This window comes from Rhizobium sp. SU303, from assembly GCF_021052345.1.
Taxonomy (GTDB): Bacteria; Pseudomonadota; Alphaproteobacteria; order Rhizobiales; family Rhizobiaceae; genus Rhizobium; species Rhizobium laguerreae.
In genome coordinates this window covers 1,379,142-1,393,105 of the sequence record NZ_CP088095.1, presented here as the reverse complement: position 1 = coordinate 1,393,105, position 13,964 = coordinate 1,379,142, and the positions used below count along the sequence as shown (strand labels likewise).

12 protein-coding genes are annotated in these 13,964 nt (G+C 60.6%); 7 read left to right on the top strand and 5 right to left on the bottom strand.

The window, feature by feature from the left end; all coding sequences use genetic code 11:
- Position 1 precedes the first annotated feature (1 nt).
- Entirely contained in the window at positions 2–793 is a 792-nt protein-coding gene (locus RlegSU303_RS06945; protein WP_151518516.1) for a sulfite exporter TauE/SafE family protein, read from the top strand.
- On the opposite strand, the gene RlegSU303_RS06940 is transcribed toward RlegSU303_RS06945, so the two are convergent.
- Both RlegSU303_RS06940 and RlegSU303_RS06935 read right to left on the bottom strand, forming a co-directional pair.
- Positions 790–1,962 carry an endonuclease/exonuclease/phosphatase family protein gene (locus RlegSU303_RS06940; protein WP_168279923.1) on the bottom strand — a complete coding sequence of 391 codons (1,173 nt, stop codon included), beginning with the start codon at positions 1,960–1,962 and terminating at the stop codon, positions 790–792. The genes RlegSU303_RS06945 and RlegSU303_RS06940 overlap by 4 nt on opposite strands.
- Before the next feature lie 295 nt (positions 1,963–2,257).
- Positions 2,258–3,361 (bottom strand): COX15/CtaA family protein, encoded by a 1,104-nt coding sequence (locus RlegSU303_RS06935; protein WP_231283603.1) that lies wholly within the window; start codon positions 3,359–3,361, stop codon positions 2,258–2,260.
- Positions 3,362–3,476: 115 nt separating this feature from the next.
- Between RlegSU303_RS06935 and RlegSU303_RS06930 the strand changes: the two genes are divergently transcribed.
- Both RlegSU303_RS06930 and RlegSU303_RS06925 read left to right on the top strand, forming a co-directional pair.
- Positions 3,477–3,686 (top strand): DUF2842 domain-containing protein, encoded by a 210-nt coding sequence (locus tag RlegSU303_RS06930; RefSeq protein WP_003547289.1) that lies wholly within the window; start codon positions 3,477–3,479, stop codon positions 3,684–3,686.
- Between the two features lie 223 nt (positions 3,687–3,909).
- Positions 3,910–5,151, top strand: coding sequence for a GNAT family N-acetyltransferase (locus RlegSU303_RS06925; RefSeq protein WP_168279925.1), 1,242 nt, complete (start codon positions 3,910–3,912; stop codon positions 5,149–5,151).
- A gap of 11 nt (positions 5,152–5,162) precedes the next feature.
- Here RlegSU303_RS06925 and RlegSU303_RS06920 read toward each other — a convergent pair whose 3' ends face one another.
- Positions 5,163–7,343, bottom strand: coding sequence for a GumC family protein (locus tag RlegSU303_RS06920; protein ID WP_168279926.1), 2,181 nt, complete (start codon positions 7,341–7,343; stop codon positions 5,163–5,165).
- A 190-nt stretch (positions 7,344–7,533) separates the two neighbouring features.
- On the opposite strand from RlegSU303_RS06920, the gene RlegSU303_RS06915 reads away from it, so the two are divergent.
- From RlegSU303_RS06915 to RlegSU303_RS06900, 4 genes are read left to right on the top strand one after another with little or no spacing between them, the layout of a single operon-like run.
- Positions 7,534–8,109: a polysaccharide biosynthesis/export family protein gene (locus RlegSU303_RS06915; RefSeq protein ID WP_017959905.1), complete on the top strand. Its 576-nt coding sequence runs from the start codon at positions 7,534–7,536 to the stop codon at positions 8,107–8,109.
- 3 nt (positions 8,110–8,112) lie between these two features.
- Positions 8,113–9,282, top strand: coding sequence for a glycosyltransferase family 4 protein (locus RlegSU303_RS06910; RefSeq protein ID WP_025394066.1), 1,170 nt, complete (start codon positions 8,113–8,115; stop codon positions 9,280–9,282).
- Positions 9,283–9,337: 55 nt separating this feature from the next.
- The gene (locus tag RlegSU303_RS06905) at positions 9,338–10,900 is read left to right on the top strand and encodes an undecaprenyl-phosphate glucose phosphotransferase (protein WP_017959903.1); all 1,563 of its coding nucleotides are present in this window, start codon (positions 9,338–9,340) and stop codon (positions 10,898–10,900) included.
- Positions 10,897–12,141: an O-antigen ligase family protein gene (locus tag RlegSU303_RS06900; RefSeq protein ID WP_017959902.1), complete on the top strand. Its 1,245-nt coding sequence runs from the start codon at positions 10,897–10,899 to the stop codon at positions 12,139–12,141. The genes RlegSU303_RS06905 and RlegSU303_RS06900 overlap by 4 nt, the downstream gene beginning before the upstream one ends.
- A gap of 25 nt (positions 12,142–12,166) precedes the next feature.
- Here the strand turns inward: RlegSU303_RS06900 and RlegSU303_RS06895 are convergent, their stop codons facing one another.
- Positions 12,167–13,000, bottom strand: a complete 834-nt coding sequence (locus RlegSU303_RS06895; RefSeq protein WP_020485981.1) for a carbohydrate ABC transporter permease — start codon at positions 12,998–13,000, stop codon at positions 12,167–12,169.
- Positions 13,000–13,893: a carbohydrate ABC transporter permease gene (locus RlegSU303_RS06890; RefSeq protein WP_017959900.1), complete on the bottom strand. Its 894-nt coding sequence runs from the start codon at positions 13,891–13,893 to the stop codon at positions 13,000–13,002. The genes RlegSU303_RS06895 and RlegSU303_RS06890 overlap by 1 nt, the downstream gene beginning before the upstream one ends.
- Positions 13,894–13,964 lie beyond the last annotated feature (71 nt).

Here is a 13,964-nt window from a genome sequence, read left to right as displayed (position 1 = left end):
CATGACGCTGGATGCGCTTATCGCTGGCGTCGGCGCATGGTTTGCCGCAGCCTTGCCCGATCATGGCATCTATGCGCTGATGGCGTTTGCCTTCATCGCCGGGCTTGCCCGCGGCTTTTCGGGTTTCGGCGCCGCATTGATCTTCATTCCGCTCGGCGGCGCGATCGTCGGGCCGAAGCTGATTTCACCGATCCTGCTCGTCATTGACGGCATTGCCACACTCGGGATGATCCCGCCGGCCTGGCGCGGCGCCAACCGACGCGAGGTTTTCGTCATGGCTGCGGGTGCCGCGCTCGGCGTCCCGGCCGGCACGGCGATGCTGGCGCTGCTCGACCCGATGCTTTTGCGCTGGAGCATCACGATCATCGCCATCTGCCTGCTTGCGCTGCTGGTATCGGGATGGCGCTATCACGGGGAGGCGTCCGCACCGCTCACCAGCGGAGTCGGGCTGATCGCCGGGCTTTTCAGCGGCGCCGCACAGCTCGGCGGGCCGCCGGTCGTCGCCTACTGGCTCGGCGGCAAGAGCGACTTCACCCGCGTCAGGGCGAATGTCGTGCTCTACTTCTCGATCTCGTCGGTCTTCAGCGCCATCAGCTATTATGTCGGCGGACTGTTCGTGCCTGCCGTCTTTGCGCTCACCGTCGTCATCCTGCCGAGTTATGTGGTCGGGCTCTACGGCGGCTCGAAACTGTTCGGGCTTGCTAAGGAAAGAACCTTTCGCATCGCCTGCTATGTCCTGATCGCCGCCGCCGCAATCATCGGCATGCCGCTGCTCGACAGCGTGCTGCGTTAGGCCGGCTTCGGTCCGAGTTGCCCGCCGGCCGCAATCGCCTGAAGATAGCTCTCGGTGAAATCGGTATCGATCTCCAGCCATAGCGGGGCATGATCCGACATCTGCCATGTCCGCCATTTCTCGTAGAGCGACTCAGGCGTCTTTGCCTTGAATTTCGGATCAGCTTCTGGATCGCTCTTCGGAAGGAATCCAGCATAGAGCCCCCTGTCCTCGTCGGTGGAGCGGAAGACGTCGGCATAAAGGTCGATCAGCCCGCCGGTAATCACCTTGAAGCGCTTGTCCTTCACGCGTACGGCGATCTGGTCGTAGAAATGGTCGCCTAGCTTGCGCACCTTCTTGCCGTCGATCTCGGCCGGAACCACGAAGCCGTGGCTCTTCAGGGCTTTCATTGTCTCATGTTCGGGGCTGACGACGTTGAAATCGCCAAGCAGGATATAGTTTTCAACAGCGCCGCTGAGGTCGAGTTCCTGACTGCTGGCTTGATCCTGCCGGTCGGCTAAAAATTCGACGAGCTGCTTGATCTCCCCGATACGCCGTTTCAACTGCTCGCCCGAATCCGCACCGTAGTAGATATGCACCGTGCAGAGGCTGAAACGGAACCAGCCGGACTGAAATGCCACGAGAAACGGACTACGGGCGAATTGCTGCTCCATCTCGACAGTCTTCGGCTCGACATCAGGCTGGCCTTTCGGCGCCTTCACCTTTTTGCTGGAAACAACGAGATGACCTTCCGGCAGCACGACTTCGCCGGCGATCTTGCGGAACCAGACCTTCTCAGTGTTGTAGATGAAGGCCATACGCTCGGAATTGCCGCCGGAGCCCGCTGTCGTATCCGTTGCGATATAATCCCACTCTCGGCCGAGGATCTTCATCACCTTTTCCAGGGCCGAAAGGTCGCGGTTGACCTCTTGGATCGCCACCAGATCGAAGCAGGCGATCATCTCCGCGATATAATAAAAGGTCTCCGGAAGGCGAGGACCAAAGCCAAATTTATTTGAATCGAAATCGCGGATGTTCCAGGTCGCCAGCAGCAGCGAGCTGTCTTTCTTCTGGGTGCGTAATGGTGCTAGCGTCTTGCGAATGTCGAGAAGGCGCTGCGCGCAACGCTCGATCGTTCCCTTCGGTTGCCCCTCCAACGCTCTGCGCATTCCGGCATAATTATTAGACACCGCCCCCTCCACGCTGTCGTCGTTCACCGAACCTACCCAATTGCATATACCGACGCAATATTACACGTTTAAGTCAGCAAATTGCCCGTTTGTCGTGAACGATTTACATCCGTGCGCTGAGTCGGCTTCGAGAGGACCGCATGATCTCAGTGCTTGTCGGCATGCGCTTCGTCGCCCGTTCTTCATCTAGGGCTTCTCGAACGCCTACAGCCCACCCACGGCCCTCAATCCACCGTCTTCGAGCGGCTGCACAGGAAATCGCAGGCACGCCGACGCCACGTTAAGGCCACTCGCCTCAATCGCGCTCGGCGATCATCGTCCCGTGCGGATATTCGCCGTAAAAGCCGCGCCAGTTGGCGACGGCGAAGCCGAAAACCACAAGCGCGCCGGCCTGATGCAGCAGGCCCCAGTCAAGCGGCACCTGCATCAGCAGCGTCGCGATGCCGATTGCCGCTTGCAGCGTCACCAGCACGAAAAGCAGTATCGCGCGGCGTGCATGGGTGGTCCTTGGCGCTGCGCGCAGAGCGATCACCATGTTGATCAGCGTCAATGCGAAGAGCGTATAGGCGCCGATCCGGTGAATGAACTGCACCGTCTTCGGGTTCTCGAAGGCATTGATCCAGAAGGGCTGCTGGATCAGCAGATCGGAAGGGATGACGGCGCCGTCCATCAGCGGCCAGGTATTGTAGGAGAAACCGGCGTCGAGCCCCGCCACCAGCGCGCCGAGATAGATTTGGAAAAGTGAAAAAATGGCGATCGCGGCGGCAAAACCGCGCGAGCTTCTTGTCGGCGCCGGATCGTTGGAATGTCTGGAGAGACCGCGCATGATCCACATGCAGCCGGCAAAGATCAGGCAGGCCATGACGAGATGGGTCGCCAGCCTGTACTGGCTGACGTCGGTGCGGACGGAAAGGCCCGAGGACACCATCCACCAACCAATAAAACCCTGCAGGCCGCCGAGCGCCAGGATGCCGACGAGCGGCCAGCGCAGACGCTTCTCGATCCGCCCCGTCAGCCAGAAATAGATGAGCGGCAGCGCGAAGATCACGCCGATGGCACGCGCGATCAGCCGGTGCGCCCATTCCCACCAGAAGATGCCCTTGAACTCATCGACGGTCATGGAACTGTTCAGCTGCTGAAATTCAGGAATGCGCTGGTAGAGGCGGAATTCCTCCTCCCATTCGGCGGCCGACAGGGGCGGGATGACTCCGTGGATCGGCTTCCACTCTGTGATCGACAGGCCGGAATTGGTCAGCCGCGTGGCGCCGCCGACGAGCACGAGACAGAAGAGCGCCAAAAGCACGAAGCCGAGCCAGAAGCGCAAGGCGCGGCGGTCGCGATTCTGCTTGCGCATTTCGCTCAGGATCGCCTGTTCCGTGGTCGGGTTTGCGACGGCCATGATGTCTCCTTCTATCCGGCAGTTGATTTGCCCCACCGGCTCATGCAAAACAAGCCCCGAACCTTTGCGGCATGCCGTCGCGCCGGTTCGTCCCCTCTATGCCGAGAGATAACCGATGCCCGTCCGCCTCCGCAAATTCATCGGCACGATCCTTATCATCGTGCTCGTGGTCGTCTATGCGCTGGTGGCCAATACGATCGCGGTGGCAACGCTCGGCAACGCGCCCTGGTGGGGACATCTGCTCTATTTCCTGCTCACCGGCTTGCTCTGGGTATTGCCGGCGATGGTGATCATCAAATGGATGGCCGGACCACCGCAGCGCTAAAGCGCGTCGCGATCTTTCAGATTCGCTTGTCGCGCTTTAGGTCTTTGTTTTTACGCATGTCGTTGTCGCAAAACCGCGGCACACTTTTGCGCGATATGCTTTAGGGCCATTAACGGCCGAATAACCGTGATCTGCGGAAAACCTCGCCCATCGCCTGCGGTTAAACCAAATATACGTCTGGCATACCTACCTTCCCGTTCAGCATTCTTGACCGGAGAAAACCGTGCAGACGCAACAGCTCGATGTCCATGAACAGCCGTCCGACGAAGCGGCGCTGGCCGATACGGCCATTTCGCGCCTGCGCCAGCTGAGCATGAAACTCGCCATGGCCCAACTCGACACCGAAGTCTTCGACGCGATGCAGCCGCTGGAGGATGACTGGCGGGCGCTGGAGCGCGACAACCTCCAGTCCCTGCATCAGAGCTACGACTGGTGCGCCGCCTGGGTGAGCGCCTTCCAGCGGCCGCTTGCGATCCTCAAAGGCGCTCATGCGGGTCAGACCGCCTTCATTCTGCCGGTCGAGATCGTCAAGTCCCGCGGGCTCAGGACGGCGAGATTCATTGCCGCCGATCACAGCAATATCAATACCGGCCTATTCGCAGAGAGCTTTGCCGAAGCCGGCAGGACCATCGACCCCCATGAGTTCGCCGGCCAGCTCCGGCATGCGCTGAAGGGCCGCGCCGATTTGCTGCTGCTGCAGAACATTCCGCTGGAATGGCGCGGGCGAGAGAGCCCGCTCGCCGGGCTGCCGATGGTGCAGAACCAGAATCACGCCTATCAGCTGCCGTTCCTTCCCGCTTTCGAGGACACACTGAAGCAGCTCAACGCCAAGAACCGGCGCAAGAAATTCCGTGTTCAGTCGAAGCGTTTCGAGGCGGCCGGCGGCTTCGAATACGTTATTCCCGAGACATCGGCAGAACAGCACGGCCTGCTCGATATCTTCCTCCGCCTGAAAAGCGCCCGCTTCGCCAGCCTCGGCCTGCCCGACGTCTTTGCCGACAGGGAAACGCAGACCTTCCTGCACGGTCTCATCGACAAGCAGGACGACACCAGGCAGTACTTCGGGCTGCAGATGCATATGCTCCGGCTCAAAGGAGAGCATGAGGGTAAGATCGCCGCGATTTCAGGGATTTCGCGCAAGGGCGACCATATCATCTGCCAGTTCGGCGCAATCGATGAAGAGCTCGTGCCGGATACGAGCCCCGGCGAATTCCTCTATTGGCAGACCATCTCGGGATTGCATGGCAAGGGTGTAGCGCTGTTCGATTTTGGCCTTGGCGACCAGACCTACAAGCGTTCCTGGGCGCCGGTCGAGACCGCGCATTACGACGTGGTGCTGCCGGTATCGCCGTTCGGCGTCGTCGCCGGCGCCGCACACCGGCTCGTCACCCGCGGCAAGGCGCACATCAAGGCGCGCCCGAAGCTCTATAAATTCGCCCAGGGCATCCGGGCACGGATCGGCTGATCGTCAAAAAACTAGGCGGCCCGGCCGAGTGCCTGCTCGGCCCCTTCGCCGCCCGACATCAGCACGACGCGCTCATAGCCGGCAGCCTGGAATTCCGTCATCAGAGCAACGAAAATGGTCTCCTCGACCTCAGGCAGCGAGAGAATGATCTCGACGTCCCGGCTGCGCGTCAGCCGCGAGACGCCGGCGACATCGGCCGAACCGCATTCGACCACCACAAGATCGTAGGCGGCGGCGAGTGCATCGAGCAGCAACGACAGTCGGTCGACACCGCGCATGGCGCGGCGCACGTCGCTCTGGCCTTGGGGAATGAGATGCGCATCGGAGAGGCGGTCGCCGTGGATCGTGTCGCCGAAGGCGGCCTCGCCGCAAAGCAGATCGGTGACACCGAGGACGGCCGGGTCCTCGACCATCAATTCCGTGGGGTAGCCGGAGCCGGTCATATCGATCAGGATGACGCGGTGGCCGGCATCGGCGAGCATGCGGGTCAGCGAAACCGTCGCCGCCGAACCATTATCGCCAGTCGGCGATATGGCGATTGCCAGCGGCGCGCGGCTGCCGGTGAGATAATCCGCAACTGAGGCGACGGAGAATTCATTGTCATCCTCCGGCTCGTCCTCTGGCACCTCCTCGGCAACCTTCACGTCCTCGATTGTATCCTCTTCGTCCGCGACGACGGCGAGCATGCTCGGCTGAACGGGTTTTCCGGCGGCGGCGGCGATCGGAGCGGCCTGCGGCACATGTTTCTCCTCGACGACTGCTTCTGCCTCTATTGTTTCCGGGGAGGCATCTGTCGGGCGGAGAGCCCGGCCGCTGAAGAGCTCGGCCAGCATGATGACGATGGCGCTCATGATCAGCGTCGCGACGGCAGCGACGACGACGATCGGCACCACCTTCGGGAAATAAGGATCGACCGGCTCGACGGCCCTCGAAACGATCCGGGCATCAGCCGGGCTCGAATTGCTGTCGGCGCGGGAGGCGGCCTCGCGGTAGCGCACCAGATAGGTTTCGAGCAGTTGGCGCTGGGCGTTCGCCTCGCGCTCTAGCGCATTGAGACCGACCTCGTCCTCACCGGCGCGGGCGCTGTTGGCCTGGACCGTGTCGGACTGGCGCTCGAGTTCGCTCGCCCTCAGATCCGCAACCTTCGACTCGTTCTCGATGCTCGCCAGGATCTTCTGCGTCTCCTGGCGAATCTGGCTACGGATGTCGGAGAGCTGGGCGCGCAGGCTTTTCAGCCGCGGATGATTATTGAGAAGGCTAGTCTGCAGATCGGAGATCTGCGACTGCAGGCCGGATTCCGTCCCCTTCAGCCGCTGGATCGCCTGGGAGGACATGATGTCGGGCAGCGTATCGGAGGCTTCGCCCGAAGACAGTGCATTGCGCACCGCCTGCGCCCTCGCCTCGGCATTGGCCTTGTCGCCCCGCACGCGGGTCAGCTCGGCGGAGATATCGTTCAATTGCTGGGCCGGAAAAGTGGTCGTGCCGTTCGTCTGCAGCAGCCCGTGCGACGTGCGGTATTCGGCGACCTTCCTCTCGGCTTCGCTGACCTTCTGGCGCAGACCTTCGATCTCCGGCTCCAGCCAGCGGGTCGCCTCGGAATTGGAATCGAGCTTGGCGCTGCTCTGGGTCGAAAGATAGACATTCGCCATGGCATTCGGGATGGCGGCGGCGAGCTTCGGATCCTTGGAGGTGAAAGTGATGCCGATGACGCGTGAACCCGGCACCTGATAGACCTGCAGGCGTTCGACGAAGGCGTCGATGACGCGCTCTTCCGGCGGATTTTCCAGTGGGTTCTTCTTCAGGTGCAGCTTCACCAGGATACTGCTCATGGCCGAGCCGCTGGCGGCATCGTCGAATTCCGGCAGGTTATAAAGCTTCAGATCGTTGATGACCTTCTTGAGGAGATCGGCCGATTGTAGAAGCTGCACCTGGCTGGCGATGTTCAGTTCATCCATCAGCGGACCGGCGCTGGCGTCATTGGCCTGCTGCGTGCTGGCAAAGGCCGGCGCACGGGGTTCGATGAGGATGCGCGTTTCGCTACGATATTGCGGCGACATGATCTTGGCGCCGGCAAAGGCGACGCCCGCCCCCACGAGGGTGATTGCCAAAATCCGCAGACGGCGCGCCCAGACTGCACGGACCAACTGGCCGAGGTCGATGTCCACATCCTGATCACGAGCTACGCCGGACATGCTCTTACTCCACAACAAAGGTGCCGCAAGCGTAAACGATCGTGGTAACTCAACGGTTAATGGCGATCTCGCCGAGAAATGAGCGATGATCGATGAAGGATACCGGGAAATTGCGAGCGCCCTTTACCGGGCATTAACCCTAACGGATCGATAACGACTGCACCGAGTTCATTTTTGTGAGCACAAGCGGATGTCTGTCGTCCAGCCCAAGATTCTTTTGGCCCTGAGCCTTGCAGCCATGACGGCAGCACTGAGCGGCTGCACGACATACAGGCCTGCGCCGAAGGCCTTCAACGAGGCCACGATCCAGCCCTATACGCTGGACAGCGGCGATCGGCTGCGCATTACCGTCTTCGACCAGCAGAGCCTGACCAATACCTATACGGTGGACCAGGCCGGCTATGTCGCCTTCCCGCTCATCGGTCAGGTCCCTGCCCGCGGTCGAACCCTGCAGCAGCTCTCGGGACAGATCGCCCAGAAACTGCAACAGGGTTATCTTCGCGATCCCGACGTCACCATCGATGTCGATCGCTACCGTTCGGTCTTCATCATGGGTGAAGTCGGCCAGCCCGGCCAGTACGCCTATGTTCCCGGCATGACGGTGCAAAATGCCATCGCGGTTGCCGGCGGCTTCACCAGCCGCGCCAACCAGCGCATGGTCGACGTCACCCGCAAGATCAACGGACAGGTGCTGACCGGCCGCATCAACATATCGGGGCCGATCATCGCGGGTGACACGATCTACGTTCGCGAACGGCTTTTCTGAACGATGGCAAAACAGCAGCCGCTCCGCATCCTCCATTGCTTCAGGTCGCCGATCGGCGGAATTTTCCGCCATGTCCGCGATCTCGTCGAAGAGCACAGCAAGGCCGGCCATGAAATCGGCATCCTCTGCGACAGCTCGACCGGCGGCGAGTACGAGGACAGCCTGTTCGACGATATCCGTCCCTATCTCTCGCTCGGCCTGACGCGCGTGCCGATCCGGCGCTCGATCAGCCCGTCCGATATTGCGACGATGTGGGATACATACAAGAAAATCAAAAGTTTGCGGCCGGATGTGCTGCACGGACACGGCGCCAAAGGCGGCGTGCTCGCGCGACTTGCCGGCTCAGTGTTGCGGGTGAACAGGTATCGCGTAGCCCGCCTCTATACCGCGCATGGCGGAAGCCTGCATTATTCGCGCTCCTCGCTCAGCGGACAGTTCGTCCTCCGGATGGAGCGCCTGCAGGAATATTTCACCGATGCGCTGGTCTTCATCTGCGAATATGAGCGCGACACCTATGCGCGCAAGGTCGGACGGCCAAGGACGAAGACGAGACTGATCTACAACGGCATCGGCGAGCGCGATTTCGAGCCGATCCCGACTCGCTCGGATGCCGTGCATTTCATCTATGTCGGAATGCTCCGGGACCTCAAGGGTCCCGATCTGTTTGTCGATGCCTTCGCCAAGACCGAACGGCTGCTCGGCAGGCCGCTGTCGGCGCTGATGATTGGCGACGGGCCGGATCGCGACCGCTACCGTGAGATGATGGTCGAACGCGGCCTTGGCAAACGCATCGGCATGCTGCCGGCCATGCGGGTCCACGAAGCCTTCTCCATGGCGCAGAACCTCGTCGTTCCCTCGCGCGCCGAAGCCATGCCCTATATCGTGCTCGAGGGGCTCGGCGCCGGTAAGACGATCATCGCAAGCCGTGTCGGCGGCATTCCCGAGGTGCTCGGCGCCGACAGCGCAGCACTGGTGGAGCCCGGCAATTCCGACGATCTCGCCCGCGTCATGGCGGAAACGCTGAGCACGCCCGACTGGCACGCCAGGACGATGCCGAAGCCCGAGGCGGTGAAGGCGGTGTTTTCTTCGGCCGTCATGGCACGCGATGTCCTGAAATTGTACCATGAGCTCGTCAATCCCGCTGCCGGCCAAGCAATGCCCGTTGCCTCGTAAATATTTCTTAGGGGCTTTCTGGTATTTCGCTTGGTGACAACGAGCGAAAAGCCCCATGAACAAGCTGGAAAAAGGCGATCAATTCGACGTGGAAGCACTGCGCAAGCAGGTCTCCGACGTCGAGGCGCACGGCGGCGCGGGTCAGGAGAAGCCTTCCGACCCGACCGAAATCAACCCCTTTGCCCGGCAGATCGCCGAGCAGTTCCGCGACGGAACCAATTCGCCTGTGATCATCATCGGCCAATTGCGGCTGCTGGAATTCCTGGCGCTCTTCGCGATCGCCCTGATCTCCCACTATTTCTGGCCCGGTGACGGCAGCGATTCCACCTCGATGCGGGCGGGCATGGCGGCGATCGCTTCGGCCCTGACCGTTATCGGCCTGCAGCTTGCCGACACCTACACCATTCCCGCCCTCCGGGCGAAGCTGCGGCTGATGCCACGCATCCTCGCCTCCTGGACGATCGCGCTTCTCCTGAGCGTCGGCCTGTTCGCGCTCATTCGCGGCACCACATGGGCGATGGTCGATGCCTATATCCCGTGGTTCGCCGCAGGCGGGCTCTTCCTTGCGGCCGAGCGTTTCCTGGTTGCCTACGGCATCCGCAACTGGGCGCGCAACGGCATCATGGAACGCCGCGCCGTCATCGTCGGCGGCGGCGAGCCGGCCAAGGACCTGATCCGCATCCTCGAACAGCAGGCCGACAACGACATCCGTATCTGCGGCATCTTCGACGACCGCGGCGAGAAACGCTCGCCGATCATGGTCGCCGGTTATCCGAAGCTCGGCACCGTGGCCGAACTCGTCGAATTCGTGCGGCTGACGCGCATCGACATGCTGATCATCGCCCTGCCGCTGTCGGCCGAGGCCCGTATCTACGACCTTTTGAAGAAGCTCTGGGTTCTGCCGGTCGATATCCGCCTTGCCGCGCATGCCAATCGGCTGCGCTTCCGGCCGCGCGCCTATTCGCATGTCGGCTCGGTGCCGATGCTCGATATTTTCAAAAAACCGATCCGCGACTGGGATTCCGTCGCCAAGCGCGGCTTCGACATCTTCTTCACTTTGGTCGCGCTCGCACTGCTCTGGCCGCTGATGATCGCCACCGCGATCGCCATTAAGGCGACTTCCGAAGGCCCGGTCTTCTTCATGCAGAAGCGCCACGGCTTCAACAACGAAATCATCAACGTCTTCAAGTTCCGCTCGATGTACACCAACATGGCCGACCCCACCGGCAAGGCCGCGGTAACCAAGGGCGATCCACGCGTCACCCGCGTCGGCCGCTTCATCCGCAAGACCTCGATCGACGAATTGCCGCAGCTTTTCAACGTTTTGAGAGGCGATCTCTCGCTGGTCGGCCCACGCCCGCATGCCGTTCTCGCCCAGGCGCGCGATCGCGCCTTCGCCGATGTCGTCGAGGGTTATTTCGCCCGCCATCGCGTCAAGCCCGGCGTCACCGGTTGGGCGCAGATCAACGGCTGGCGCGGCGAAGTGGACAATGACGAGAAGATCAAGTTCCGCACGGCCTACGACCTCTACTACATCGAGAACTGGTCGCTCTGGTTCGATCTCAAGATCTTGTTCCTGACGCCGATCCGACTGCTCAACACGGAAAACGCCTATTGAGCGCGATGGAGGCGACATATCCCCGTGTCGCCCAACCGCAGCGGATGACGCTGCGCCTGATCGGCTCGGCCTTCGTCGCCTTCGGCGTCTTCCTTTCCGGTTTCGTGATCGACGAGCCGGCACCCTATGAACTCTGGGTGGCGGGGCTGAGCGGCCTCTGGTTCATCCTGGGCCTCAGGATTTCGCGCAGCGTGGCGCCGCTGCTCGCCTTGTTGCTGACCTTCAATATCGGCGGCATGCTGTCGCTGACGCAGATGAAGGACCTGGCAACGGCGCCGATGTATATCGCGGTGTCGACCTTCCTGGCGCTGACGGCGGTCTTCTACGCGGCAATCATCGAGGACAGCCACAAGCGGCTGCCGCTGATCTTCAATGCCTGGACCTTTGCAGCCGTCGCCACCTCCGCGCTCGGCATACTCGGCTATTTCCACGCCTTTCCGGGTGCGGAAATCTTCACGCTCTATGACCGTGCCAAGGGCGCCTTCCAGGATCCCAACGTCTTCGGGCCCTTCCTGGTGCCGCCATCGCTCTATCTCGTCCACGGTATCCTGGTCGGCGACCTGAAGAAATCGCCGCTGAAGGCCGCCGCCCTGCTCGTGCTTGCGCTCGGCATTTTCCTCTCCTTTTCCCGCGCCGCCTGGGGGCTCTTCGCGCTCGGCGTGGTGCTGTTGATCTTCATCATGCTGCTGAAGGAGCGCAGCGGCGCCTTTCGCTTGCGCGTCCTGGTCTTGTCGCTGGCGGCGATCATCATGCTGATCGCATCGCTGCTGGTGGCGCTGCAGATCCCGAAGGTCGCCGAACTGTTTTCGGCACGCGCCCAGCTGGTACAGCAATATGACGGCGAACATCTCGGCCGCTTCGAGCGCCACCGGATCGGCTTCACCATGATGATGGAGCGCCCGCTCGGCATCGGCCCGCTGGTGTTCGGCACGATGTTTCCCGAGGACGAGCACAATATCTGGCTGAAATCGCTCACCTCCTATGGCTGGCTCGGCTTCGTCAGCTATGTCGGCATGCTTCTCTGGACGCTGGCTCTCGGTTTCCGGAATCTGCTGCTCGACCGGCCGTGGCAGCCCTTCCTGATGATCGCCTGGATCTCGGTTCTCGGCCATGCGGCAATCGGCAACGTCATCGATATCGACCACTGGCGCCATGTCTATCTGCTGCTCGGCACGGTCTGGGGCTGCGCGGCGCTGGAAGTGCGCCACAAGCGTGAACGAAGACGCCGCGAGGCGGCGTGAGGTCTTGCCGTCAATGGGCGGCTGTCTATTTCGTCGCTCCTGCCGTCAAGCCGGCAATGAACCGCCGCTGGAAAACGAGATAAGTCACGATGAGCGGGAAGATGACGATCACCGCGCCGGCGGTCAGAACCGGCGTGTTGACGGTATAACGCCCTTGGAAAAACAGCATGCCGAGGGGCAGCGTCCGATAGTCGTCGTCGTTGACCAGGATGAACGGAATCAGAAACTCGTTCCAGGTCCATATGAACAGGAACAGCGCCAGTGTCGACATTGCCGGCACCATGAGTGGGACGACGATCTTGCGCAGGATATAGAAGCGTCCGGCGCCATCGAGAACCGCCGCTTCGAGAACTTCTTCCGGCAGTTGCTGCATCGCGCTGGCGAGGAAGATCGTCGAGAACGGTATCGACATCGCGATCTGCGGCAAAATCAGAGCCGCATAGGTATTGATCAATCCCAGATACCGCATTTCATAATAAAGCGGGATGATGAAGGCTTCCGCCGGCACCATCATGCCGAGCGTCAGGATAGCGAACAGCGTGCGCCGGAACGGGAACGACAGGTAGGCGAAGGCAAAACCAGTCAGCAGGCCTAAAAAGACGCTTGCAGCAACGACGGGTATGACAACGATGATCGAATTCCAGAAATAAATGTTGAAATGTCCGGCATTCCAAGCAGCGACGTAATTTTCGAAATGTGGATATGCCGGCAGCGCGAATGCACCCTGCAGAACGTCGGCCTTGCTCTTTATCGAGGTCAGAAGCAGAAGCAGGAACGGCGTGATCGTTACGAAAGCAAGAAGCCAGAGCACAAGGCGAAGGAATAGCGTACCGGCGGAGAAGTTAGACCAACGGCTCATCAAGCCCGTCCTTTGTTCTGCGATCCCACAAATCGGTGAATTGCATAGTTGATGATGAATGTGAGTATCGCGCCGACAATGGCGATGGCCGCCGCAGCGCCGAACCGATTAAGCTCGAAGCCGAGCTGATACATGTAGATGTTCGGCACGAGTGTCGCGTTGGCGGGTCCGCCCCTGGTCATTGTAAAAATCAGGTCGAAGCTTTTGATTGACGCTATGACCGTCAGCAGCAAAACCACCCTTATCTCAGGCAAAAGAAGCGGCAGCGTTATCCAGAAAAAGGTTTTTCGCGCCGAAGCGCCATCGACCTTGGCAGCGTCGAAAAGAGACGGGTCGATGCGCTGAATTCCGGTCAGGAAGATGACCATGCAAAAACCGAAGAAATACCAGGTGGCAACGATCCCGACCGCGGGAAGCACAAAATTGAAATCTCCCAGCCACGGGAGTGCGAAGGCGCCTAAGCCCACTGCTCTCAGAAACTGATTGAAAGGGCCAAATGCAGGATTGTAGAGCCATGCCCAGATGATGCCCAACACGGCGGTCGGCATGATATAAGGCAGGAACAGGAAGGTCCGGAGCGCAAGTTGTTCGCGCTGCTTCAGATTCCAGACGCAAGCAGCAAGAGTTATGCCGAGCACGAGCGGCAGGACACAGTAGAAGATCATAAGCTCGGCATTGTTGCGCAAGGCAATATAAAAACGGCTGTCAGAAAATAGATCGACGTAATTGCCGAGACCAACCCACTTGGGCATGCTCAGGCCGTCCCAGCTGGTCAGGCTCAAACCCAAAGCCGCGATGATCGGTCCAAAGACAAAAGCCGCGTAGAACAGCAATCCAGGCAATAAATAGATAAAATTGGTCTGTTGCGAGCCATCAAGTGCGGAGCGTTTCATCCATTACTCCATAAACCTAGCTGTGGTCATCGCGCAGCAAGCCGATCGCAGTGCTCATTTATTTGGATCGA